This is a genomic window from Isoptericola sp. NPDC057559 (genome assembly GCF_042801555.1).
Lineage (GTDB): Bacteria > Actinomycetota > Actinomycetes > Actinomycetales > Cellulomonadaceae > Isoptericola.
In genome coordinates, this window is record NZ_JBHVFQ010000010.1 from 1 (window position 1) to 24793 (window position 24793).

The 24793-nt window shown below is 74.4% G+C and carries 16 protein-coding genes; 8 read left to right on the forward strand and 8 right to left on the reverse strand.

What is annotated here, in order from left to right; translation table 11 throughout:
- Positions 1 to 40: 40 nt before the first annotated feature.
- The 4 genes from ACFU5J_RS11500 to ACFU5J_RS11515 all read right to left on the reverse strand — a co-directional run bounded on the left by ACFU5J_RS11500 (position 41) and on the right by ACFU5J_RS11515 (position 6705).
- Positions 41 to 1060, reverse strand: coding sequence for an electron transfer flavoprotein subunit alpha/FixB family protein (locus ACFU5J_RS11500; protein ID WP_430578798.1), 1020 nt, complete (start codon positions 1058 to 1060; stop codon positions 41 to 43).
- 11 nt (positions 1061 to 1071) lie between these two features.
- Positions 1072 to 1878 (reverse strand): electron transfer flavoprotein subunit beta/FixA family protein, encoded by an 807-nt coding sequence (locus ACFU5J_RS11505; protein WP_430577306.1) that lies wholly within the window; start codon positions 1876 to 1878, stop codon positions 1072 to 1074.
- Positions 1879 to 1999: 121 nt separating this feature from the next.
- Positions 2000 to 5578, reverse strand: a complete 3579-nt coding sequence (locus tag ACFU5J_RS11510; protein ID WP_430578799.1) for a discoidin domain-containing protein — start codon at positions 5576 to 5578, stop codon at positions 2000 to 2002.
- A 140-nt stretch (positions 5579 to 5718) separates the two neighbouring features.
- Positions 5719 to 6705, reverse strand: a complete 987-nt coding sequence (locus tag ACFU5J_RS11515; RefSeq protein ID WP_430578800.1) for an N-acetylglucosamine kinase — start codon at positions 6703 to 6705, stop codon at positions 5719 to 5721.
- A 101-nt stretch (positions 6706 to 6806) separates the two neighbouring features.
- Between ACFU5J_RS11515 and ACFU5J_RS11520 the strand changes: the two genes are divergently transcribed.
- The 8 genes from ACFU5J_RS11520 to ACFU5J_RS11555 all read left to right on the forward strand — a co-directional run bounded on the left by ACFU5J_RS11520 (position 6807) and on the right by ACFU5J_RS11555 (position 19091).
- Positions 6807 to 7754, forward strand: coding sequence for a MurR/RpiR family transcriptional regulator (locus tag ACFU5J_RS11520; RefSeq protein ID WP_430578801.1), 948 nt, complete (start codon positions 6807 to 6809; stop codon positions 7752 to 7754).
- Positions 7751 to 8497, forward strand: a complete 747-nt coding sequence (locus tag ACFU5J_RS11525) for a sugar isomerase domain-containing protein (protein ID WP_430577302.1) — start codon at positions 7751 to 7753, stop codon at positions 8495 to 8497. Before ACFU5J_RS11520 ends, ACFU5J_RS11525 begins: the two co-directional genes overlap by 4 nt.
- A 43-nt stretch (positions 8498 to 8540) precedes the next feature.
- Positions 8541 to 10859 carry a glycogen debranching protein GlgX gene (glgX, locus tag ACFU5J_RS11530; protein WP_430578802.1) on the forward strand — a complete coding sequence of 773 codons (2319 nt, stop codon included), beginning with the start codon at positions 8541 to 8543 and terminating at the stop codon, positions 10857 to 10859.
- A gap of 53 nt (positions 10860 to 10912) precedes the next feature.
- Positions 10913 to 12628, forward strand: a complete 1716-nt coding sequence (locus tag ACFU5J_RS11535; RefSeq protein WP_430577300.1) for an FAD-binding dehydrogenase — start codon at positions 10913 to 10915, stop codon at positions 12626 to 12628.
- A gap of 137 nt (positions 12629 to 12765) precedes the next feature.
- On the forward strand, positions 12766 to 13713 hold the full coding sequence (locus tag ACFU5J_RS11540) for a hypothetical protein (RefSeq protein ID WP_430578803.1): 948 nt from the start codon (positions 12766 to 12768) through the stop codon (positions 13711 to 13713).
- An 83-nt stretch (positions 13714 to 13796) separates the two neighbouring features.
- A complete protein-coding gene (locus tag ACFU5J_RS11545; protein WP_430578804.1) occupies positions 13797 to 15872 on the forward strand; it encodes an alpha-1,4-glucan--maltose-1-phosphate maltosyltransferase in 2076 nt (691 codons plus the stop codon).
- A gap of 10 nt (positions 15873 to 15882) precedes the next feature.
- Positions 15883 to 17685, forward strand: a complete 1803-nt coding sequence (gene treS, locus ACFU5J_RS11550) for a maltose alpha-D-glucosyltransferase (protein ID WP_430578805.1) — start codon at positions 15883 to 15885, stop codon at positions 17683 to 17685.
- Positions 17682 to 19091 carry an aminoglycoside phosphotransferase gene (locus ACFU5J_RS11555; RefSeq protein WP_430578806.1) on the forward strand — a complete coding sequence of 470 codons (1410 nt, stop codon included), beginning with the start codon at positions 17682 to 17684 and terminating at the stop codon, positions 19089 to 19091. The genes treS and ACFU5J_RS11555 overlap by 4 nt, the downstream gene beginning before the upstream one ends.
- A 31-nt stretch (positions 19092 to 19122) precedes the next feature.
- Here the strand turns inward: ACFU5J_RS11555 and ACFU5J_RS11560 are convergent, their stop codons facing one another.
- The 4 genes from ACFU5J_RS11560 to ACFU5J_RS11575 all read right to left on the reverse strand — a co-directional run bounded on the left by ACFU5J_RS11560 (position 19123) and on the right by ACFU5J_RS11575 (position 24786).
- Entirely contained in the window at positions 19123 to 21672 is a 2550-nt protein-coding gene (locus tag ACFU5J_RS11560) for a glycoside hydrolase family 2 protein (RefSeq protein WP_430578807.1), read from the reverse strand.
- 200 nt (positions 21673 to 21872) lie between these two features.
- A complete protein-coding gene (locus tag ACFU5J_RS11565) occupies positions 21873 to 22793 on the reverse strand; it encodes an ABC transporter ATP-binding protein (protein ID WP_430578808.1) in 921 nt (306 codons plus the stop codon).
- Positions 22790 to 23722: an ABC transporter ATP-binding protein gene (locus tag ACFU5J_RS11570; protein ID WP_430577293.1), complete on the reverse strand. Its 933-nt coding sequence runs from the start codon at positions 23720 to 23722 to the stop codon at positions 22790 to 22792. Before ACFU5J_RS11570 ends, ACFU5J_RS11565 begins: the two co-directional genes overlap by 4 nt.
- Complete coding sequence (locus ACFU5J_RS11575) at positions 23719 to 24786, reverse strand: ABC transporter permease (RefSeq protein WP_430577292.1); 1068 nt, start codon at positions 24784 to 24786, stop codon at positions 23719 to 23721. The genes ACFU5J_RS11570 and ACFU5J_RS11575 overlap by 4 nt, the downstream gene beginning before the upstream one ends.
- Positions 24787 to 24793: the final 7 nt, after the last annotated feature.

Sequence of the window (24793 nt, forward strand, 5' to 3'; positions counted from 1 at the left end):
CTCGTTCGAGGATCATGTCAGCACGCTCGATGCCGAGGCGTCAGCCCTCGCGGTGGGCGCGGATCGCGGCGGCGGCCTGCGGCAGCACGTCGGCGAGGTCGCCCACGACGGCGAAGTCGCAGATCTCGAAGATCGGCGCCTCGGGATCGGAGTTCACGGCCACGATGACCTGCGACGCCTGCATGCCGCCGCGGTGGTGCGGGGCGCCGGAGATGCCCGCGCCCACGTAGAGGCGGGGCGCGATGGTCACGCCGGTCTGGCCGATGTAGCGGTCGAACCAGCCTTCGAAGACCGCGTCGCGGGAGGCACCGACCGCGGCGCCGACGGCGTCGGCGAACTCCACGACGGGGCCGAAGTCACCGCTGGTGCCGCGCCCGCCGGCGACGACGACGGCCGCCTCCTCCAGCGACGGGCGGCCCGGGGTGCGCTCCTTGACCTCGCGGGACGTGACGACCACCCCGGACGTGCCGGCGGGCAGCACGACGGGCAGGGCCTCGACGTCGGTGGCGACGGGGGCGGCGGCGGGCTCCGGCACGACGGCGTTGGCGCGGACGGTGAGCACAGCCACGTCGGCGGAGACCACGCAGCGGGTGTCCCAGGCGCCGGCGAAGACGCGCTTGCCGGCCACGACGCGGCCGTCCTCGTCCTCGCCGACGACGGCGGCGTCGATGACCAGGCCCGCGCCGAGCGCGTGCGCGGCGAGCGCGGCGGCCTCCTTGGCGCCGAACGTGGCGGGCGCGAGGACGACGTCGGCGTCGGTGCGGCGCACCGCCGAGGCGAGCGTCGCGGCGACGACGGACGGCAGGTGCCGGGCGGCGTCGCCGCCGGCGGCCCGGAGGGCGTCGGTCGGCACCTCGGCCTGGTGCACGGTCTCGACGCCGTACGCGCCGAGCTGGGCGAGCACCTCGACCGTGGGCGCCTCGAGGGTGACGGCCTCGACGCGGCCCAGGCCGCGGCCGATGGTCAGCAGCTCCAGGGCGCTGGAGCGGACCTCGGTGGCCGGGTCCAGCAGGACGAGGACGGTGCGGTTGCGGGTGGGCACGCGGGTGGGCTCAGACATCTCGCGTCCTCTCAGACCAGCTCGTTGCGGATGAGGTACTCGGCGAGGGCGGCGCCGCCCTCCCCCTTGTCGACCACCAGCTCGACCTCGGGGCGCGCCGGGCGGGGCGCGGCGGCCACGGCCTCCGTGCGGGCGCCCGCGGTGCCGACGGCGGCCGGGTCGAGACCCAGGTCGGCGGCCGACCACTCCTCGACCTGCTTGGCGCGGGCCGCCATGATCAGCTTGAAGTTCGGCATCCGCGGGGTGTTCGCGGTGTCCGCGACGGACAGGACGGCGGGCAGCGGCGCGGTGAGCGTCTCGGTGGCCTCGTCGGTCTCGCGCTTCGCGGTGAGGGTGCCGCCGGCGACGTCGATCTTCTTCGCGAGCGTGATCGCCGGGCGGCCGAGCTCGGCCGCGACGAGCGCCGGCACCACGGAGCCGAGCCCGTCGAGGGCGGCCATGCCGGTGATCACCAGGTCGACGGGGGCGCCGTCCGCCTCCAGCCGGCGCACGCCGGCCGCGAGCGCCGCGGCGGTGCCGAAGTAGTCGGAGCCTGCCAGCGTGTCGTCCGTGACGCGCACGGCGCGGTCCACGCCCATCTGGAACGACTTGCGCAGCGCCACGTCGCCCTCGGCGGGAGCGACGGTGAGGGCGACGACCTCGCTGGCCGCGCGCTCGTCCTCGGGGAGGGCGTCGAGGATCCGCAGGGCCGCCTCGAGCGCGTTCTCGTCGAGCTCGTTGAGGGTGCCGACGCCCGGGTCGCGGTCGACGCGACAGTCGACGAACCGCCGTTCCGCGTTGATGTCCGGCACGTACTTCACGGCGACGACGATGCGCACGGGCGCGACCTCCAGCTCACGGTGGTGACGACCGGCCGCAGGCGCCGCGGCCGACGGTGCCGAGCCTACCCGTGGGTCCGTCGTCCTTTCAGCCCGCACCACCCGGGCACGCACCGAGGAGTCATGCCCCGGCCCCGACGACGCGCCATGGGCCCCCGTCCGTCCCCGGCACCTGGTTGCGGCTCCACCACCGCGCCTCCCAGACCCGCCCGTCGTGGACGACGCGGTCGCCGTCGTCGTAGATCCACGAGCTCGTCCACGTCCGGACCCGCCCCTGCGCGGTGTCCACGGTGGCGCCGAGCTCCGCCCAGGCGCCCCAGGGCGACGACCCGGGCGCGACGCCCTGCGTCCACCACGAGGCGCGGTACACGCGACCGTCGTACGTCACGTACTCGCCGCCCGTGTACGTCGCCGAGCGGCTCCAGACGGGTACGCGGACCAGGCCGTCCCGCACCTCGGCGAGCGCCTCCTCGGCCTCGTCGACCTGGAACTGGTACGGGTACGCCAGCGCCTCGACCCGACGCGCCTGTTCCAGCGGCTCGGCGAGCAGCGCCCAGCTCTCGGGCGTGTGGTCCGCCTCGGCCAGGGAGGCCACGTCGTCGAGCAGCGCCCGCAGCGCGGTGCGGTCGCTCGCCGGCGTGCCGTACACCTCGACGTCCGCGACCTGCATGAGGTAGCCGTCGCGACCGCCCGAGCGCAGCCTGCTGCTGACGACGCGGACGTAGGCGCCGGGCGTGGGTTCGTCGAGCGCGAACGTCCGCGGCGCGGTGCTGACGTCGTCGCCCGTCACGTCCGCGACCGTCGTCCAGCGCCGGCCGTCGAGCGACACCTGCACCCGGTAGTCGACCGCGAACGTGCCCTTCGGGTGCAGCACGACCTTGCTGACGTCGTGCGTGGCTCCGAGCGCGACCGCCGCCCACTCGACCGCCTCGGGGCGCGCGTTGCGCCCCAGGCCGCTGGACCAGCCGTTGTCCGTCCGGCCGTCGGCGAGGAACTTCGACGACCAGCCCCACTGCTCGTGGCTGGCGTCCGGGGTCGACGACGACACCACGACGGTCTTGCCCCGCGCGACGTTCTGCCCCTCGACGTACGGGGCGGGCCGCGGGACCGCCGGAGGCTGCTCGACCGGCGGCGTGCCGGCGTCGTCGTGGAAGACCTCGATCTCCGCGAGGGCCGCGGCGTAGCCGTCGTCGGTGGCGTTCATCGCCGCCACGGACACGCGCACGTACCGCGCCTGCGCGGCGTCGAAGGCGTGCGTCACCCCCGACGACGGCGGTTCCTGGCCGCTCGCTGACGCGACGGTCCGCCACGTCTCGCCGTCCGTCGAGACGTCCACGGTGTAGTCGCGGGGGAAGGTCGCGCCGCGGTCCAGGAGGTTGCCGGCCGGGTAGAGGTCGACGCGGTCGACGGTCTGCGCCCGGCCCAGGTCGACGGTGGCCCGCGCGGTGCGCGAGGCGTCCGACGTCGTCGTGCTCCAGCCGAGGGTGCCGCCGTCGGAGAAGCGCGCGCCGTCTGTGGTGGCGCGGGCGAACCAGCCGCCGGAGCCCACCGAGTCGCTCGCCCGGACCGTCGCGCCGCGCGCCAGGTTGGTGTTCGCCGGGGTCGGCGTCGCCTCGTGGTCGTAGCTCACGGGGAGCGCGAGAAGCACGCCCTCGCCCTTGTCGAGCCGGCGCTCGAGGACGCCGTCCGACAGGCCGACGTCGACCAGGTCACCGGACCGACGGCTGACCTCCTGCAGGGACGAGATCGCGGCGTCGAACCGCAGCCGGACGTCCTTGGCCTCGGTGAAGCTGTTGTTGACCACCATCACGTAGTTGCGCCCGCTCTCGCGGTCGCGCAGGTAGGAGAACGTCAGGTCGTCGTCGGTGAGCGACTGCACCGGGAACGTCGCCGGGACGGGCTCCTGTCCCCAGGTCCGGCCGTGGAGGTAGACCTCCTTGGCGTCGAGCCGCATGAGCGTCGGGCCGAGCGCGTGGATCTCGGCGTTGAGCCGCTGCACGGGCTCGTACAGGTCGGTCTTCTTCCCGGTGGCGGTCATGATCGCCTCGGTGAAGTCCTCGCCGCGGTTCGTCGGCGTCCACCAGGTGAAGTACGAGAGCTGCTTGTACCCGTAGGCCAGCGACATGTTGGCCTCGTACCGCAGCTCGGCCTCGTTGGTGCGGCGGAAGTTGTTCACGACGCCCACGGACTGCAGGTAGAGGCCGGTCTTGACACCGTTCGCGAGCCCGACGCGCCGCACCGACTCCATGTTCGCGAGCATGCTCGTGTAGTCGAGGCTGCCGGGCGCCCACCCGAACGGGTACCGGTCGTACATGAGATAGTCCCGCGCGCCGGTCTGGTCGACCCAGCGCTGCATGTACTCCTCGTACTCGGCCATCGAGGGGTACGCGAAGCCGGGCAGGAAGTTCAGGTGGTGGTAGTACTCGGGCGCGGCGTCCTTCATGGCGTTGAAGACGCGGGCGTACGGCGTCGGGTCGTACGGCTCGTCCAGGACGTAGTAGCCACCGACGCCGGGCACGTTGGTGTACTCGCGCACGAGGTCCTCGATCTCGGCGTCGGTGAGGTTCAGCAGGCCCGGCCCGAAGCGGTGGTCGGCCACGCCGACCTGCATCCCGTGCTCGTGCGCCAGCCGGGCCATCTCGAGATTGGTCGCCTTGTCGGTGAGGTCGCCGGTGTGCACGTTCTGGACGAAGTCGATGCCCGCGTCGGCCAGGTAGCCGTACTGGGTCTCGTCGACGTAGTCCTTCGTGGGCGGCCAGAACACCGTGATCATGAAGTCGTCGCCGGCGCGCTCGACGTCGTCGGCGACCTCGACGGCGATGGTCGCCGAGCGGCCGGCGGCGGGTGCCGCCAGCGTGACGGTCGCGTCGCCCTGCCCGACGGCGGTCACCCGGCCCGTCCGGTCGACGGTCGCGACCGCCTCGTCCGACGACGACCACACGAGCTCCGGTGCGGCGTCCCCGAACGACGCCTCGTACGTCAGCTCCTCGACCGCGCCCGGCTCGAGCAGCAGCGCCGGCTTGCCGATCTCCAGCGTGCCCTCGGCCGGCACGCCGAAGACGGCGACCTCGGAGAGCTGCACGAGCTTGCCGTCGTTGCCGGTCCCGCCGCCGGGCGCGTCCTGGCTGTACCGCTGCGAGACGTCCACGCGCACCCCCGACGCGGTGACCGGCTGGTCCAGGTCGAGGACGACGGGCGCGGCCGGGCGCTGCGCCTGGGTCAGGTGCACGGTGTGCACCGCCTCGCCGGTCGCGTCGAGCAGCGTGACGGCGTACTCGACCGGGAAGTACGCCCCGTAGGGCTCCGAGCCGACGTCGCTCCGGGGGAACAGCACGACGCGCTCGACCTGGGAGGCCGACCGCAGGGACGCCTCCACCCAGGCGGGCGTGGCGGGGTCGAGGACCTGGTCGTAGGGGTTCGTGGTCCACCCGTTGGGCGCGCCCGGGGCCGCCAGCACGCCGTCCACGAGCTTGGCGCGGCTCCACCCTTCGCCCGCCATCTCGTAGGACGACGACGCGGTGACGACGGCCCCGCCGGTCAGGTTCTCGGCGCCGACCGGGGCGTAGGAGCCGATGTCGGCGGGGTCCGCCGTGGCCTCCTCCGCGGCGCCCGCGACGGCCGGCACGCCGAGGACCGACAGGGACAGCGCCAGCAGCACGGCCACGGTCCTGGCCGGGCGGGGGAAACGTCGAGCGGTCACGGCTACTCCTCGTCGAGCGGTCGTCGGTGCACGTCTCAGGCCACGCCGGGGGTTGCAGTGGTTCTGTTGTACACGATAACGACGCCGAGGTGAAAGAGATTTTCACCAACTCGTCGGGAGCCGGTCGCGCCGGACGCCGCTCAGCGCAGCGTCGCGAGAGTGCCCCTGACCGTCTCGAACACGGCCGCGTCGACGACCGTGCCGGCGTCGCGCAGCGCCAGCACGACCGCGCCGACCACCCCGTCGGTCACCGCGCGCACCTCCGGCGGCTCGCCGTCGCCGCCCCGGACGGCGCCGATCCTGACGGGCAGGGTGCGGTGCAGGGCGACCGTGCCGCCGCCCAGCACCACGGGACCGCGCACGCCCGGGAGGGCGACGGCCCCGAGGGTGTGCACGAGGGCGTCCTCCGCGGCGGCGACGATCGCGTCCGCCTCCTCGTCGCCGCCCGCCTCGAAGGCGAGCCGGGCGAAGCGGGCCAGCTCGACCGGTCGCATCGCGTACAGGGCGTCGACGGAACGCCACAGCGCTTCCGCCCGGCCGTCGCGGGACCTCGGGGCCGGCCCGTCGAGCCCGAGCTCGCGCAGGAGCATCGCCGTGAGGGCGGTCGGAGCGCCTCGGCGGTCGAGGTCGGCAAGGGCCGCCCGCACGACGCGGCGCCCGATCCAGAACCCGGAGCCGTCGTCGCCGAGCAGCCAGCCGAGCCCGTCCGCCGTCGCCGTGACCTCCCCGCCCTCCACCCGGATCGCCGCCGCTCCCGTGCCCGCGACGAGCGCGTAGCCGGTGTCGCGGTAGGTGCCGGCGAAGAAGGTGGCGAGGAGGTCCGACCGGAAGTCGGGCGACGCCGTGATGCCCAGGTCGCGGAGCGGCCGGCAGAGCTCCTCCAGCGGCGTCTGGGCGCTCACCCCCGCCGCAGCGAGCGTCACCCCCTCGACGTCGGCCGGGTCGACCCCGGCGGCATCGAGCGCCGCGGCGGCGCTCGCCGCCGCGGACCTCCCGGCGGCGTCGACGCCCACCGAGACCGGGTTCCCGCTCCCGTCGCGGCCGTACCCGACGCACTCTCCGGCGGGGGTCACGACGACGCAGCGGGTGGAGGTCCCTCCGGCGTCGAGGGCGAGCAGCACCGTCATCCGTGACCCACCTGCCACTCGTGCACCATTGCTCCCGAGACGACGTTGCAACTCGTTTTCATCCGACCTCGTTCGGAGATGGTACAGATATTCACATGGACGTGACCGCACTCCACCTGCCGGCAGGCGGGTCCGGGTTCCGGAGCCGGATCCGGGCGAACCTCCCGCACCTGTCGGCGTCGATGACGAAGATCGCCCAGCTCCTGCTGGACGACCCGGCGCTGCCGCTCGAGCTGTCCAGCACCGAGCTCGCCCGGCGCGCCGGCACGTCCGCCGCGACCGTCACCCGCTTCTGCCGGCTCATCGGCTACGAGGGCTACGTCCCGCTGCGGGTCGGCGCCGCGGCCGACGTCGCGCGGTCCAACACCCACGAGGCCGCCGAACCGGACGTCCGGCGAGCCCTCGACCCGGCGGACAGCCCTGCCGACGTGATCCGCACCCTGCTGGGCGCACACGTCGCCGCGCTGCAGTCCACCGCCGACCTCGTCGACACGGCGCTGGTGGAGCGCGTCGCGGCCGCCGTCGCCGCGAGCGACCAGCTCGACATCTACGGCATCGGCGGCAGCGCCACCATGGCCCGCGAGCTCCAGCTCCGCCTGTACGGCATCGGCGTGAACGCGCACGCATGGGGCGAGGTCCACCTCGGCCTGACCAGCGCGGCGCTCCTGCGCGGGTCGACCGTCGCCATCGGCATCTCCCACTCCGGCCGCACCAAGGAGACGATCGACATGCTGTCCCTGGCCAAGTCGTCGGGGGCGCTCGCGGCGGCGGTGACGAGCGACCCGCACTCGCCGCTCGCGGCGGTGGCGGACGTGCACATCACCGGCTACGCGCCGGGCGAGTACCTCCAGCCCGACGACCTCTCCGCCCGGTACGCCAGGCTCTTCGTCCTCGACCTGCTCTACCTCATGGTGGCGCGCCAGGACTTCCGTCGTACGACGACGATGCTCGCGGCGTCGACCGCCGCCATCGCGTCCCACCGTCGCGCCCCGCGCACGACGTCCCGCCGTCCGGACCCCTCCCCCTCGAAAGGAACGACCACAGGATGACTACCGACTACCTGACCCAGGTCCTCGACCGCCTGCACCCGATCGACGAGGACGCGCGCGCGGGCGGCCTCGACCCGGCGATCGACCTGATCGTCACCGCCCTCGAGGGCGGGGGCATCCTCCAGGCGTTCGGCACCGGCCACTCGCAGGCGTTCGCGATGGAGGTCGCCGGGCGCGCCGGCGGCTTCGTCCCGAGCCACGCCCTCTCCTTGCGCGACCTCGTCCTCCGGGGCGTCCGCGAGCCCTCCGCGCTGGAGGGCGCCGACCTCGAGCGGGACAGCAGCATCTCGGACGACCTCTACGACCTCTACGAGATCCACCCCGCGGACGTCTTCCTCATCGCCTCCAACTCGGGGGTGAACGGGTCGATCGTCGGTCTCGCCCTGCGCGCCAAGGCCGAGGGGCACCCCGTGATCGCGGTGACGAGCCTGGAGCACACCCGCGCCGTCGAGCCGAAGCACCCCAGCGGCAAGCGCCTGAGCGACGTGGCCGACGTCGTCCTCGACAACCGGGCCCCGTACGGGGACACCACGCTCGACCTCGGCGACGGCATCGAGGTCGGGGCCGTCTCGTCGATCACGGCGGCGTTCATCGCGCAGCTGCTCACGATCGGCGCCGCCGAGCGTCTCCAGGCGGCCGGCACGGTCCCGCCGGTGTACATCTCGGCGAACATCCCGGAGGGCGACGAGCACAACAAGGCCCTCGAGGAGCGTTACGGGGCGCGCATCAAGCACCTCGCGTGACGCGGGGCGCGCGGCCGGCGGCAACCCCGGGCAGCATGTCCCCATGGAGTCCCGCCCCAAGGTCACGCCGCTGACCCGCCCGCTGGCGCGGCGCAGCCACGTCCCGCCGCTGGGCGTGCACCCGACGCCGGACGGCGGGGTGGACGTGGCGGTCGCGGCGTCGCACGCGGACGGCGTCGAGCTGTGCCTGATCGACGTCGTCGAACCGCACCGCGACCCCCACGACCCCGCCCGGTACGCGGAGCGCCGCGTCCCGCTCGACGGGCCGGTGTACGGCGTCTGGCACGCGCACGTGCCGCACGTGCGGCCCGGGCAGCGGTACGGCTTCCGGGTGCACGGCGCCTGGGACCCGGAGGCGGGCCAGCGGCACAACCCGGCCAAGCTGCTCGTCGACCCGTACGCCCGCGGCCTGGCGGGCGACCTCACCTACGGGCCGGAGCCCCTCGGTGCGGTGAGCGCGCCCCGCGACCCGGGAGAGCCCGACTCCCCCGACGGGCGCTGGTGGGTGGCCGAGCGGTACGGCGCCCCGGACGACCGCGACTCCCTGGCCTTCGTGCCGCACTCCGTGGTCGTCGCCGCGCACGCGGGACCGCCGCCGCTGAGCCGCCCGCGCGTGCCGTGGGCGGACACCGTCGTCTACGAGGCGCACGTGCGGGGGCTGACGGCCACGCACCCGGACGTGCCGCCCGAGCTGCGCGGCAGGTACGCCGGGGTCGCGCACCCGGCCACGATCGCGCACCTGACCAGCCTGGGCGTCACCACCCTGGAGCTGCTGCCGATCCACGCGTTCGCCAGCGAGCCGCACCTGGTGGCCCAGGGGCTCACGAACTACTGGGGCTACCAGACCCTCGGCTTCTTCGCGCCGCACGCCGCGTACGCCACCCGCGCGGCGCGCGAGGCCGGGCCCGCCGCCGTCCTGGACGAGGTGCGCGGCATGGTGCACCTGCTGCACGAGGCGGGCATCGAGGTGCTGCTCGACGTCGTCTACAACCACACGTGCGAGGGCGGCGACGACGCGCTGCATGTGAGCTGGCGCGGCCTCGACAACGCCGGCTACTACCTGCACGACGGCGCCTCCCCGGCCGCGCTGGCCGACGTCACCGGCACGGGGAACTCGCTCGACTTCCGCCGGCCGCGCGTGGTGCAGCTCGCGCTGGACTCGCTGCGGTACTGGGCGGAGGTCGTGGGCGTGGACGGCTTCCGGTTCGACCTCGCGGTGACCCTGGGCCGCACCCACCACGGCTTCTCCCCCGACCACCCGTTCCTCGTGGCGCTGCAGACCGACCCGGTCCTGGGCGGGCTCAAGCTCGTCGCCGAGCCGTGGGACGTCGGCCCGGGCGGCTGGCAGACCGGCAACTTCCCGCCCCCCATGGCGGAGTGGAACGACCGGTTCCGCGACGCCGCGCGCGGCTTCTGGCTCGACGCCCCGCGCGAGGGCTCCCACGGCCGTCCCATGCACGGCATGCGGGAGCTCACCACCCGGCTGGCCGGTTCCGCCGACCTGTTCGGGCACTCGGACCCGCCGCTGATGCGCGGGCCCGTCGCGTCCGTCAACTACGTCACCGCGCACGACGGGTTCACCCTGGCGGACCTCGTGGCCTACGACCACAAGCACAACGAGGCCAACGGCGAGGACAACCGCGACGGCTCGGACCACAACCTGTCCTGGAACCACGGCGTCGAGGGGCACGCGCCCGGCGCCGACGACGGCGAGGGCGGCGGCGACACCGCCACCGAGCCGTGGTCCGCCGTCGTCCCCCTGCGCCGTCGCTCGCAGCGCAACCTGCTCGCGACGCTCCTCCTGGCCGCGGGCACCCCGATGCTCACCGCGGGCGACGAGCTGGGCCGCACCCAGCGCGGCAACAACAACGCGTACGCGCAGGACAACGCGATCTCGTGGGTCTCGTGGGACCTCGAGGACGCTGCCCGCGACCTGCTCGACACCACCCGGTTCCTGCTCGCCCTGCGCGCCGAGCACCCCGCCCTGCGCGCGGACTCGTTCTTCCTCGGGTCCCCTCGCCCCGGCGAGGACGAGACCGACCTGCTGTGGTTCGCGGCCGACGGCGCGACGATGGACCGCGAGGCGTGGGCCGTCGGCGGGCGCCGCGTCGTGCAGATGCTGCGGCCCGGGCCGTCCGAGGGCGACGCGCACGTGCTGCTCGTCCTCAACGGCGCGCTCGACGACGCCGCGGTCACCCTGCCGCCGACGCCCGGCGACGCCCCGTGGGAGCGGGTGTGGAGCTCGTCCTGGGACCGCCCCGAGCCGCCCGAGGACCTGCCGGAGGACGACCCCTCGGACGAGGACGCCGGAACGACGACGACGCTGGAGGCGCTCAGCGTGGAGGTCTTCCTCGGCAGGTAGAACCACCCCGTCGGGCCGTGGGCACGACGCCCGTCCTCTGCCAGACTGCGCGCATGGATGCGGACGTCGTCGTCATCGGTGGGGGCCTGTCGGGGCTCGTCACGGCCACGGAGCTCACGGCCGCGGGCCGCCGGGTCGTGCTGCTGGACCAGGAGCCGGAGGCGTCGTTCGGCGGCCAGGCCTGGTGGTCGTTCGGCGGCCTGTTCCTCGTCGGGTCGCCCGAGCAGCGCGCGATGGGCGTGCACGACTCCGCCGACCTGGCGTGGTCCGACTGGCTGGGTTCCGCCCAGTTCGCGCCCGGAGCCGAGCGCGGCGAGGGCCCCGACCGGCACGGGTACGCCTGGGCGAGGCGCTTCGTCGAGTTCGCGGCCGGCGACCTGCGGTCCTGGCTGCGCGCCAAGGGCGTGGGCTGGTTCCCGCTGGTGCAGTGGGCCGAGCGCGGCGGGTACACGGTGGGCCACGACGACGGCCGGACCGAGCACGGCAACTCCGTGCCCCGCTTCCACGTCACCTGGGGCACCGGCCCGGGCATCATCGCGCCGTTCGTCGCCGCGGCGCTCGCGGCGCGCGACGCCGGGCTGCTCGACCTGCGGTTCCGCCGCCGCGTCACCGGCCTGGTCACCACCGACGGCCGGGTGACCGGGGTGCGGGCCGACGTGCTCGCCGACCAGCCGGTGGCAGGCCTGCCGTTCGGCGGCCGCGGCGCGCCGTCGAACCGCGACGTGGTGGGCTCGGAGGAGATCGCCGCGGGCGCCGTCGTCGTCGCGACCGGCGGTATCGGCGCCAACCACGACCTCGCCCGCGCGCACTGGGACCCCGAGGCCGGCACCCTGCCCGAGCGGATGCTCTCCGGCGTCCCGGACTCCACCGACGGGCTCATGCTCGGCATCGCCGCCGACGCCGGCGGCGCCCTCGTGCACGAGGACCGCATGTGGCACTACCCGGAGGGCATCGCCAACCACTCGCCGGTCTGGACGAACCACGGCATCCGCATCCTGCCCGGGCCCTCGTCGCTGTGGCTCGACGCCGACGGCGGTCGGCTGCCCGCCCCGCTGTTCCCCGGCTTCGACGCGCTCGGGGCCCTGCAGCACGTGACGCGGCGCGGCGACGACCACTCCTGGTTCGTGCTCAACAAGGCGATCATGGAGTCCGAGTTCGCCCTGTCCGGGTCGGAGCAGAACCCCGACCTCACCGGGAAGGACGTCAGGCTCCTCGCGCAGCGGGTGCTGCCGCGCGCCGTCGGGCCGGTGGAGAGGTTCGCGAACGAGTCTCCCGAGTTCCTCTGGGCCGACACCCCCGGCGAGCTCGCCGCGAAGATGAACGCCCTCGTGGACGCCACCCCGGGGTCGAAGGGTCACGTGGACCCCGAGGCGCTCGCCGCCGTCGTCGCCGCCCGCGACGCGCAGGTCTCCTCCGGCCTGGGCAAGGACCCGCAGGTCGTCGCGACGCGCGCCGCCCGCGACTACCGCGTGGACAAGCTCATCCGCGTGGCCAAGCCGCGCCCGCTGACCACGCCGAAGGACGGCCCGCTGCTCGCCGTCCGGCTCTCGGTGCTGACCCGCAAGACCCTCGGCGGCCTGTGGTGCGACCCGTCCGGCCGCGTCCTGCGCGCCGACGGTTCCGTGCTCGACGGCCTGTGGGCCGTGGGCGAGGCCGCCGGCTTCGGCGGCGGCGGCGTGCACGGCCACCGCGCCCTGGAGGGCACCTTCCTGGGCGGGTGCCTGCACACCGGCCGCACCACGGGCCGCGCCCTCGCCGCCGACGCCTGACGCCGAGATCGAGGCGGACGGCTCGAGATCGAGGTCCCGGACATCGATCTCGAGCCCTCGCCTCGACCTCGCGCAGCCCTGTCCACAGATCTGCACCCGGGGCCCCGCTCGCCACCCGCGGCCGCCACGATCGACCCATGCCCAGGACCGCGCCGCGCCGACCCGGCGCACCGACCCCCGACCGCCCCTCACTGCCTGCCGCCGTGCGGTACGACCCCGAGCGGAGGACGGAGCTGCGGGCGCGGACCCGGGACGACGACCTGGTACGACTGCGGCGCGGCGTCTACCTGCCGCCCGCAGACGCGTCGCTCCCGTTCCCCGTCCGCCGCCGGGCGCACGTGCTGGCCCACATGACCGCCGTGACCGAGCGCCTGACGACGGCCTACTGGTTCAGCCACACGAGCGCGGCCGTCGCCTGGGGTTGCTGGACCTGGCGCCTCAGCCCCCAGGTGCACGTGACCCAGCTGACCCGGCCCGCGCCAGGGCCGCCCGACGACGTCCTCCGGCGCCACGTCGCTCCCGTGCCGGGCGGTGATCGCGACGTCCTCGACGGTGTCCCTGTGACCTCGCTCGGCCGCACGGTCGTCGACTGCGCACGGCTGCTCCCCGAGGCCTCCTCGATCGTCGTGGCCGACTCCGCGCTCGCGCTGGGCGCCGACCCGGACGAGCTCACGGAACGGCTCGACCGGTCCGGCGGCGCTCGCGGGGTGCGGCGCGCGCGCCGGGTGCTCGCCGCGGCGGACGGCGCGTCGGAGTCGCCCCTGGAGTCGCTCGTGCGCTGGCAGCTGCTCACCGCGGGGCTGCCGCGCCCCGTGCACGCGGCGCCCGTCGAGACGTGGGCCGGCACGTTCTGGGTCGACCTCGCCTGGCCGGACCTCAAGGTCGCGGTGGAGGTCGACGGCGCGGTCAAGTACGACGGCCGGTCGGGCGACCCGCAGCAGATCCTCCTGGCGGAGAAGCGCCGCCACGACGCGCTCGTCGAGGCCGGGTGGACGATCCTGCGGGTGACGTTCGCCGACCTGCAGGACGTCCGTCGCCTCGTCGCCAGGGTCGAGCAGGCTCTGCGTGCCGCCAGGTCGAGGTGAAGCGCCCGAGGTCGAAGTCCGGAACATCGATCTCGAGCCCTCGCCGCGACCTGGGCGCGCGCCGTGCTGACCGGCTGGCTAGCGTGGAGGCCGTGACGTCTCCGCAGCCCACGCCGCACGTGCCCATCGGACGGATCCCCGTCCTGGACCTCTCCCCCGTCGTCGAGGGAGGACGCTGGCCGGCCAAGGCCGCCGTCGGCGAGGTGGTGCCGGTCGAGGCCACGGTCTTCCGCGAGGGGCACGACGCCGTGGCGGCCACCGCCGTGCTGCTGGCGCCGGACGGCTCGGTGCACTCCACGGCCCCCATGACCGACGTCGCGCCGGGGCTCGACCGGTTCCGCGGCTTCCTGCAGCCGGACGCGCCCTCGGACGGCGCGGCCGACTGGGCCTTCCGCGTCGAGGGCTGGTCGGACCCGTACGCCACGTGGGCGCACGACGCGGTGATCAAGTTCGACGCCGGGCAGGACGTCGACCTGGTGCTCGCGGAGGGCCGGCTGCTGTTCGAGCGCATCGTCGACCCGGCGCTGCAGGCGACCCGGTCGGCGGCGGACGCGGCGACGCTGGAGGCGGCGGCGCACGAGCTCGCCGACGCGACCCGCCCGCCGGAGGCGCGGCTCGCGATGGCGATGACGGCGGCCGTGAAGGACGCGCTGCGACGCTCGCCGCTGCGCGACCTCGTGACGGCGAGCGCCGCGTACCCGCTGCGCGTGAGCCGCCCGCTGGCCCTGGCGGGCTCCTGGTACGAGATGTTCCCGCGCTCCGAGGGCGCGACGCGACGCAAGGACGGGACGTGGCGCTCGGGCACGTTCGCGACGGCGGCGAAGCGGCTGCCGGCCATCGCGGAGATGGGGTTCGACGTCGTCTACCTCACCCCCGTGCACCCGATCGGCACCACGTTCCGCAAGGGCCGCAACAACACGCTGGACCCGCAGCCGGGGGACCCGGGCAGCCCGTACGCGATCGGCTCCCGGGACGGCGGGCACGACGCGATCGACCCGGGCCTGGGCACGGAGAAGGACTTCCGCGGATTCGTCGCGGCGGCCCGGGCCGAGGGGCTGGAGGTGGCGCTCGACCTGGCGCTGCAGTGCTCCCCCGACCACCCGTGGGTGACCGAGCACCCGGAGTGGTTCACGGTCCGCGCGGACGGCACCATCGCCTACGCCGAGAACCCGCCCAAGAAGTACCAGGACATCTATCCGCTGAACTTCGACCGCGACCCTGCGGGGCTGTCGGCGGAGATCCTGCGGATCGTCGAGCTGTGGATCGACCGCGGCGTCACGGCGTTCCGCGTCGACAACCCGCACACCAAGCCGCTGGACTTCTGGGAGTGGCTCCTGGCCCGCGTGCACGCGGCGCACCCGGAGGTGCTGTTCCTGTCGGAGGCGTTCACGAGGCCCGCGATGATGCAGACGCTGGCGCGCATCGGCTTCCACCAGTCGTACACGTACTTCACCTGGCGCAACACCAAGGACGAGGTCGAGGAGTACCTGTCAGAGGTCTCGGGGCCGCAGGGCTCGGTGCTGCGCCCGTCGTTCTGGCCGACGACGCACGACATCCTGCCCCCGTACCTGCAGCACGGCGGCGTGGCCGGCTTCGCGGTGCGCGCGGTCCTCGCGGCGCTCGGCAGCCCCACGTGGGGCGTCTACTCCGGCTACGAGCTGGTGGAGAACGTGCCGCGCCCGGGCGTCGAGGAGCAGATCGACAACGAGAAGTACGAGCTCAAGCCCCGCGACTGGTCGCAGGCCGACGTCATCGGGATCTCCACGCTGCTGCGCCGCCTCAACGAGGTCCGGCGCGCGCACCCCGCGCTGCAGCAGCTGCGCGACCTCACCGTGCACCCGACCACCAACGACCAGGTCGTCGCGTTCTCGCGCCGGGTACGGGCGGAGCACCTGCCGGCGGCGGGCCGGCCGGGCGCCACGCAGGACGACGTCGTGCTGGTCGTGCTCAACCTGGACCCGTGGGGCACGCAGGAGTCCACGGTGCTGCTCGACCTCGGGGCGCTCGGCCTGACGCGGCCCGACGGCGTGGAGGACCAGGCGTTCTTCGTCGCCCACGACGAGCTGTCCGGCGCCACGTACCCGTGGGGCGCGCACCCGTACGTGCGTCTTGACCCGCGCGAGCAGGTGGCGCACGTGCTCACGGTGGGGCTGGCATGACGGGCCGGCGATGACTCGCGACCTGCCGGCCACGGCCCGCGGCGCACCGGTGCCCCGCCCGATCACCCGCCAGGTGCCGGTGCAGGCGCTGCCCACGCGCGCGCAGCCGTCCCCGCCGCCGCTGGACAAGCCGGGACTGTCCGACGACCCGGAGTGGTACCGCACGGCCGTGTTCTACGAGGTGATCGTGCGGGCGTTCTCGGACACGGCCGGCGCGGGCACGGGCGACCTGCGGGGCGTGACGGAGCGGCTCGACTACCTGCAGTGGCTGGGCGTGGACTGCCTCTGGCTGCCCCCGTTCTACCCGTCGCCCCTGCGCGACGGCGGGTACGACGTCGCGGACTACACGTCGATCGCGAGCCAGTACGGCACGGTCGGGGACTTCACGGAGCTGATCGAGGCGGCCCACGCCCGCGGCATCCGCGTGGTGGTGGACCTGGTGATGAACCACACCAGCGACCAGCACCCGTGGTTCCAGTCCTCGCGCGCGGACCCGGAGGGCCCGTACGGCGACTTCTACGTGTGGTCCGACGACGACACCCGCTATCCGGACGCGCGCATCATCTTCGTGGACACCGAGACGTCCAACTGGACGTTCGACCCGGAGCGCCGGCAGTTCTTCTGGCACCGCTTCTTCAGCCACCAGCCGGACCTCAACTTCGAGAACCCGCGCGTGGTGGACGCGATGCTCGACGTGGCCCGGTTCTGGCTGTCGATCGGCGTGGACGGGTTCCGGCTGGACGCCGTCCCGTACCTGTTCGAGGCCGAGGGCACCAACTGCGAGAACCTGCCCGAGACGCACGCGTTCCTGCGCCGGGTGCGCCGCATGATCGACGAGGAGTACCCGGGCCGGATCATGCTGGCCGAGGCCAACCAGTGGCCGCAGGAGGTGGTGGACTACTTCGGCACGGCGGACGAGCCCGAGTGCCACATGTGCTTCCACTTCCCCGTGATGCCGCGGGTGTACTACGCGATGCGCGACCAGCGCGCCCGGCCTCTGCTGGACATCCTGGCGGACACCCCGGACATCCCCGCGCCGGGGGGCCAGTGGTCCACGTTCCTGCGCAACCACGACGAGCTGACGCTGGAGATGGTCTCCACCGAGGAGCGCGCGGCCATGTACGGCTGGTTCGCGCCCGACCCGCGCATGCGCGCGAACATCGGCATCCGCCGCCGCCTGTCCCCGCTGCTCGACAACTCGCGCAAGGAGGTGGAGCTGGCGCACGCGCTGCTGCTCAGCCTGCCGGGCAGCCCCTGCCTGTACTACGGCGACGAGATCGGCATGGGCGACAACATCTGGCTGCCGGACCGGGACGCCGTGCGCACCCCCATGCAGTGGACGCCGGACCGCAACGCCGGCTTCTCCACCGCCGACCCGGGCAAGCTGTACCTGCCGCTCGTGCAGTCCCTGGTGCACCACTACCAGCACACGAACGTCGAGGCCCAGCTCGCGCAGCCGTCGTCGCTGCTGCACTGGGTGCACGGGATGCTCGCGGTGCGGCGCCTGCACCCGGCGTTCGGCACCGGCGACCTCACGGCCGTCGACGCGGACGACGAGGCGGTGATCGCGTTCACGCGCGCGGCGCCGGGCGAGACGCTGCTCGTGGCGGCGAACCTGTCCGCGACGGCGCGGTCGTCGGGGGTGCGGCTGCCCGGTCACGCGGGCTGGTCGCTGACCGACCTGTTCGGCGGCGCCCGGTTCCCCGACGTCGGGCCGGACGGCGAGGTCACGATGACGTGGGGCTCCCGCGACTTCTACTGGCTGCTCCTCACGCCGCCGGCCGGGTCGGCCCCGGGGGGCGAGCGGGCATGACCGCCGTGCGGCCGGCCGCGGACGTCCCCGACCCGAGCGTCGGGGACCTGCTCGCGGCCTGGCTGCCGGGCCGGCGATGGTTCCCCGCGGGCGGCGCGAGCGGTGCCGATGTGCGCGTGGAGCCGTGGCTCGCGGTGACGTTCGACGACGAGCCCGGCGGGGCCGGCGCGAGCGGCCCGGGGGGCGACGTCGTCGTCGTGCTCACGGAGCTGCGCGGCGCCGGGGTGCCCGGCGGCTCCTCGGTGGCGCAGGTGCCGCTGGTGCTCACCGACCCGGCCGACCGAGGGCCGGGGTTCATCGCGGAGGTGCACACCGCGGCCGGGTCGGTCGCGGTGCACGACGGCGGGGCCCACCCCGCCGCGTGGCTCGCGCTGCTGCGCGCGACGGGCGCCGGCGACGGGGTGCCCGACGCCGACCTGGTGGCCGGTGGGCACGTCGTGGCCGGCGAGCAGTCGAACACCAGCGTGGTGCTGCCGGGCGTGCCGTCGCCCGGTTCGTCGGGCGGGATGCTCAAGATCCTGCGGACGGTGACCCCGGGCCCGCACCCCGACGTCGTGGTGCCGCGCGCCCTGACGCGCGCCGGGTGGGACGGCGTGCCGCGCTTCCTCGGGGCCCTGCAGGTGACCACGGGGCCGGGCGTGACCACCGCCCTCGCCGTCCTCAGCGAGCTGGTGCCGCAGGCCCAGGACGGGTTCGAGCTGGCCTGCGAGCACGCCGGGCACGGCGAGTCGTTCGCCCACCTCGCGGCCGATCTCGGGCGCACCGTGGCCGAGCTGCACGTGGTGCTGCGCCAGGCGATGCCGCCGGGCCCCCTGCTCGACCCGGGGACGTTCGTCGGCGGACTGCGCCGGCGGGCGGCGCTCGCCGTGGCCGAGGCCCCCTCGCTGGCCGCGCGGGAGCCGGAGATCGACGCCCTCCTCGACGACCTGCAGGGCCGCCTGCCCCGGCTGCGCCTGCAGACCGTGCACGGCGACCTGCACCTGGGCCAGGCCCTGCACGGCGCCACCGGGTGGAAGCTGCTCGACTTCGAGGGCGAGCCGCAGCGGCCCGCCGCGGAGCGCACCGCGCCCGACCTCCCGCTGCGCGACGTCGCGGGCATGGTCCGCTCGTTCGCGTACGCCGCGGCGGTGGGCGGGGCCCCCGACCCGTACTGGGAGGCGGAGGCCGTGCACGCGTTCCTCGCCCGCTACCGGGCGTCCGCCGACGCGTCGGCGGCGGTGAGCGGACTGGCCTCGCGCCGTCCCCCGGAGCTCGACCCGCCCACGACCGACGCCGTGCTCGCCGCTCTCGTGCTCGACAAGGCGCTCTACGAGGTGGTCTACGAGACGCGGCAGCGGCCGCGGTGGGTGCACATCCCGCTGTCCGCCGTGGACCGGGTGCTCGGGCGTGCCCGCCACGCCCGCTGAGCGGGGCGGGCACGCCCGACCGTCCGGTCTGTCAGAGCAGGTCGTTCGCGCAGCGCACCGCCGCGGCGAACGCGGCGGGCTCGCCTCCGGCGGGCGAGGTGACCCGGAACGTGGTGCTCTGCCCGGCGCGGAGCGTGACCATGCCGGCGTCCACGCGCGCCGCGGGGTCCACCACGTCGGCGTGGCAGAACACGTCGCGCGCGAGCGACGTGGCGGTGACCCGCAGCTCGCAGCCGCCGTCGACGGCCGTCGTCCCGATCTGCAGCGGCCGCGGGTCGAGGCGCTGGCCCACCACCTCCGCGCCGTGCCGCAGGGCCGGGGCGACGCCGGTGTCGGGGGCGTCCGCCGCGGCCACCAGCACCTCGACGGCGGGGTCGGTGAACGTGGCGACGTCGGCGGGGACCGTCACGGTGGCCGCACCGCGCGCCGGCGCGTCGACCTCGAGGGTCGCCTTGGCCAGGACCGACCCGTCCAGCCCCTCACGGGTGACGGTCCAGGTCCCGGCGAGGCGGTCCCCGGTGTCGTTGACGACCACGAGGGCGAGGGCGTCGGTCTCGGGCTCCAGGCCCTCCCACGCGGCGGCCCGCGCCGCCTCGGACACGCGCGGCTGGAACGTCGCCAGCCGCGGCGCGTACGCGGCGCGCAGGGCGTGCCACAGCGGCTTGCGGTGCTCGTCGTGGTCCACCGCGGCCCATGACACCACGGGCCAGTTGTCGTTGAGCTGCCACATGATGGCGCCGGTGTTGTGCGGGGTGAGCGACCGCACGTGCTCGATCCCGAAGCGCACGGCGTGCGCCTGGTTGAGCTGCGTCGTCCAGTGCCAGTCCTCGATCGTCGCCGGGTCGGGCAGGTGCCCCTGCCAGCCGCGCTCGAGCTTGGCGTTGCCCAGGTGCGCCTTCTGGTGCACGAGCATCTGGTGCCCGAACGGGTCGAGCGGCTCGTCGTGCACCACGCGCGTGAGCGTCGACCACGCCGGCGGCCCCTGGAAGCCGAACTCCGAGAGGAACCGCGGCCGGTAGCGCGCGTAGACGCTGTAGTCCTCCCGGTTCCATACGTCCCAGATGTGCATGGTGCCGAAGCGCTCGTCGTTGGGGTGCCGGTAGTCGCCGAACGAGTAGGGGCTCGCCGGGGAGTAGGGGCGGGTCGGGTCCAGCTCCGCGAGCACGCCCGGGAGCAGCTCGCGGTAGTACAGGTCCCCCCAGGGGCGGCCGCCCAGCCGGCCCGCCCAGCCCCAGTCGACCGAGCCCCAGGTGTTCTCGTTGTTGCCGTTCCAGATCACCAGCGAGGGGTGCGGGCTGAGGCGGGCGACGTTCTCCCGGGCCTCGGCCTCCACCTCGGCGCGCATGGGCGCGTCCTCGCTGTACGCGGCGCAGGCGAAGGGGAAGTCCTGCCACACGAGCAGGCCGCGCTCGTCGGCGAGGTCGTACAGGTCGTCCGACTCGTAGATGCCGCCGCCCCACACCCGCAGCAGGTTGACGTTCGCCTCCAGCGCGTCGTCCACGCGGCGGGCGTACCGGTCCCGGTCCACCAGCGTGAGGAACGCGTGGTCGGGGATCCAGTTCGCCCCGCGCACCAGGACGGTCTCCCCGTTGACGGACAGCGTGAACGGGGCGCCCGACTCGTCGGCCGCGGTGTCGAGCCCGACCGTGCGGAACCCGACCCGCCCCGACCAGCGCGCGTCGCCGCCGGTGCCCGCGGCGACCAGGTCGACGTCGTACAGGGGCTGGTCCCCGTGCCCGACGGGCCACCAGCGACGCACGTCCGGCACCCGGACCGTCACGACGGCGCGGACCTGCCCGGCCGGCACGGTGCCGGACGCCTCGTGCTCCGCCCCGTCCGGCCCGGCGACGCGGACGCGCACGGGCACGTCGCCGTCGGCGCCCTCGCGCTCGATCTCGACGTGCGCGGCGAGGACGCCGTCGTGGCGGCCCGGCTCCCCCGCGACCACGTCGACCAGCGGCCGCACCGAGGCGATGCGCACCCCCGACCAGGAGTCGAGGCCGATCGGCTTCCAGACCCCGGCGCCCGCGACGTCGATGCCCCAGTCCCACCCGAAGGAGCACGCCATCTTGCGCAGCTGGTTGTACTCGTGGTGGTTGGTCGAGGGCAGGGTGCCGTCACGCTCCGCACGGGCCAGGGCCTCGGGCACCGGGGCGGCGAAGGTGACGACGAGGGAGTTGCTGCCCTCCCGCAGGGCCGCCCGGGCGTCCCAGCGGTACGAGCGGTGCATGTTCTGCGTGTCGCCCAGCTCGACGCCGTTGAGCTTCACGGTCGCCACCGTGTCGAGGCCGAGGGCGACGAGGTCGTGCCGCGCGGCGCCCCCCGGCTGCCAGTCGAACGTCGTCGCGTACCGCCAGGACGTGTCGCCGATCCACTGCTGCGCCGCCTCGTTGTCGCCGTCGAACGGCTCGTCGATCAGCCCCTCGCGGTGCAGGTCGAGGTGCGCCTCGCCGGGCACGACCGCCGGGATCCCCGTCGCGAGCGCCGGTGCGACGGCGTCGGGCGCGTCGCTCGCGAGCTCGGCGGCGGTCAGGCTCCACCCCTGGTGCAGGGCGCGGAAGGTCGTGGGGAGGTACGTCATGGAGGAGTCCTTCACAGTTCGCAGGGAGTTCGCAGGGGTCGCAGCGGGCGGACCGGTCGGGCCGCGAGGAGCTCAGTCTGACGGGGGACGGCGCGCCTCGCGCAGCGCACGCACGCCACCGGCGGCCGCCGCTCGGGGTCGAGGTCGCCGCCGTCGGACGGGCCGTCCGTCGGGGCACGCCGTCGTGACGGGCGCGCCCGTCACGACGCGCTCCGGGCGCCCGCCGCGCCCCGCGCCGCGGGCACGCCGGCCTCCTGCCACTCGCCCGCGAAGTGGTCGTAGCACACGCTGTTGTCGATCGCGCCGCGGTCGGTCCCCTCCCGGGTGAGGGTCACCCGGTCGACCCGCTCCGGGTCGGGCGCCGCCGTCGCCAGCAGCTTGGTGTAGTCGTGGTGCGGGTCGAGGATGACGGCGTCGGCCGGGCCGCGCTCGACGACGCGGCCCCGGTACAGCACGACGATCTCGTCGGAGAAGTGCCGGGCCGTCGCCAGGTCGTGCGTGATGTAGAGGACCGCCAGGCGGTCCTCGCGCTGCAGCCGGCCGAGCAGGTTGAGGACGCCGAGCCGGATCGACACGTCGAGCATCGACACGGGTTCGTCGGCGATGAGCACCTGGGCGCCCGGGGCGAGCGCGCGGGCGATGGCGACGCGCTGGCGCTGGCCCCCGGACAGCTCGTGGGGCCGGCGCGCGGCGAGGTCCTCGGCGGGCGTGAGGTTGACCCGCTCGAGCATCTCGACGACCCGTTCGTGCGTCTCCTGCGCCGTGCGGGTGCGCTGGTGGATCCGCAGCGGGCGGGCGATGTGGTGCTCGATCGAGTGGAACGGGTTGAGCGACGCGAACGGGTCCTGGAAGACCATCTGCACCTGGCGTCGGTACAGCGATCCCTGCACCGGGGTGTCGTCGTCGAGGCGGACGTCGACCGTGCCCGAGGTCGGCTTCTCCATGCGGGTGAGGATCTTCGCGATCGTCGACTTGCCGGAGCCCGACTCGCCCACCAGCGCGACGGTGCGGCCGGGGACCAGGTCGAGGCTCACGTGGTCGACGGCGCGCAGCCGCGACCGGCGCAGCCCGGAACGGATCGAGTAGTCCTTGACCAGGTCGGACACGTGGACGCGGGTCATGCTCGGTCCTCCTCGGGGGTGCCGGGGCCGGCGGGCTCGGCGAAGTCGTCGACGCCGCTGCGGATGAAGCCGCCCCGCTCGCCGGACAGGCTCGGGAACGAGCTCAGCAGCGTGCGGGTGTAGGGGTGGCGTGCCTCGCGGTAGAGGCGCTGGGCGGTGTCGAGCTCGACGATCTCGCCCTCCAGCATCACGGCGATCCGGTCGCTGATCTCCAGGAGCAGGGGCAGGTCGTGGGTGATGAACACGACGGCGAAGTCGAGCTCGTCGCGCAGGCGCACGATCTCGCGCAGGATGTCGCGCTGCACGACGACGTCCAGCGCGGTCGTGGGCTCGTCCATGATCATGATCTGCGGCTCGAGGAGCATCGCCATCGCGATCATGACGCGCTGGCGCATGCCCCCCGACAGCTCGTGGGCGTACGAGCCGAGGCGGCGGGGGTCCACCCCGACGCGGGTCAGCACCTCCTCGGACCGGCGCCGCACCTCGCGGCGGGACGTGCCCGGCCGGTGCGCGAGCAGGGTGTCGCGCAGCTGTGCCCGCACGGTGGTCACCGGGTTCAGGGCGTTCATCGCCCCCTGGAAGACCATCGACAGCTTGTCCCAGCGGAACGCGCGCAGCGCGGAGTCCCCGAGGGCGAGCACGTCGACGTCGGAGCCGTCGCGGTCGTGGAACGTGATGCTCCCGCCGGCGATCCGCGCGGGCGGCCGGTGCAGCCGGTTGACCGCGTACGCGAGCGTCGTCTTGCCGCACCCGGACTCGCCGGCCAGGCCGAGGACCTCGCCGCGGTGCAGCGTGAGGCTCGCGCTCTTCACGGCCGTGACCGGCTGCTCCACCTCGTAGACCACCGTGAGGTCGGAGACGGTGAGGACCGGTTCCGACCGACCGCCGGGAGCGGCCGCCTCCTCGTCGCGCAGCAGGGTCGTGGTCATCGTGCGGACACCTCCTTCACGCCGTCGTGTGCGTGGACCTCGTCCGGCCCCTCCGGGCGCGACCGTCGGGACGCGCGAGCGAGCTCGCGCTCCAGCCGGGCGGCCTTGCGGGCACGCTTGCGGTGCTGGCGCAGGTTCTTGAGCTTCGGGTTGATGATCTCGTCGATCGAGAAGTTGATGAGGGACAGCCCCGTGCCGAACAGCGCGATCATCAGTCCCGGCGGCACGAACCACCACCACGCGCCGAGCGAGAGCGCGAAGCCGTTCTGCGCGTAGAAGAGCATCGTGCCGAGCGTCGCGGAGTTGGACGCCCCGAGACCGATGAACGACAGCCCCGCCTCACCGAGGATGGCGGCGATGACCGCGAACACGAACTGGGAGGCGATGACCGGCAGGAGGTTCGGCAGGATCTCCACCACGATGACGCGCCACGGCCGCTCGCCCGAGACCTTGGAGGCCGCCACGTAGTCGCGGTTGCGCACCGAGAGGGTCTGGGCGCGCAGCACCCGTGCCGACGCGGCCCAGCTCGTGACCGCCAGCACGACGGCGATGGTCCACAGGCCGCGGCTCTCGCGGGGCACGAAGCCGGAGATGACGATCACGAGCGGCAGGCCCGGGATTACCAGGAAGACGTTCGACAGCAGGGAGAACGCCTCGTCGGCGAACCCGCCGCGATAGGCGCCGTAGATGCCGAAGAACGCGGACAGGACGGTGGCCAGGACGCCGACCAGCAGGCCGATCTGCAGGGAGCCGCGGGTCGCGTACGCGAGCTGGGCGAGCACGTCCTGACCGGTCTGCGTGGTGCCGAGCAGGAAGTCCGCCGACGGCGGGGTGAGGCCGATGTCGCGGATCTGGGTCGGGTCGCCCACCAGGTACGGGCCGAGGATGCCGAAGAGCGCGATGGCACCGACCAGCACCAGGCCGACGGCCAGCCAGGGCGTCATCGTCGGCAGGAGCATGCGCCAGCCGGAGCGCGGCGCGGCGCCCGCCCGGTCGCGTGCCACCTCCGCGGCCTCCACCTCGTCCACGAGGGACGGTTCGTTCGCAGGGCTGAGGTTCGTCATGTCGTCG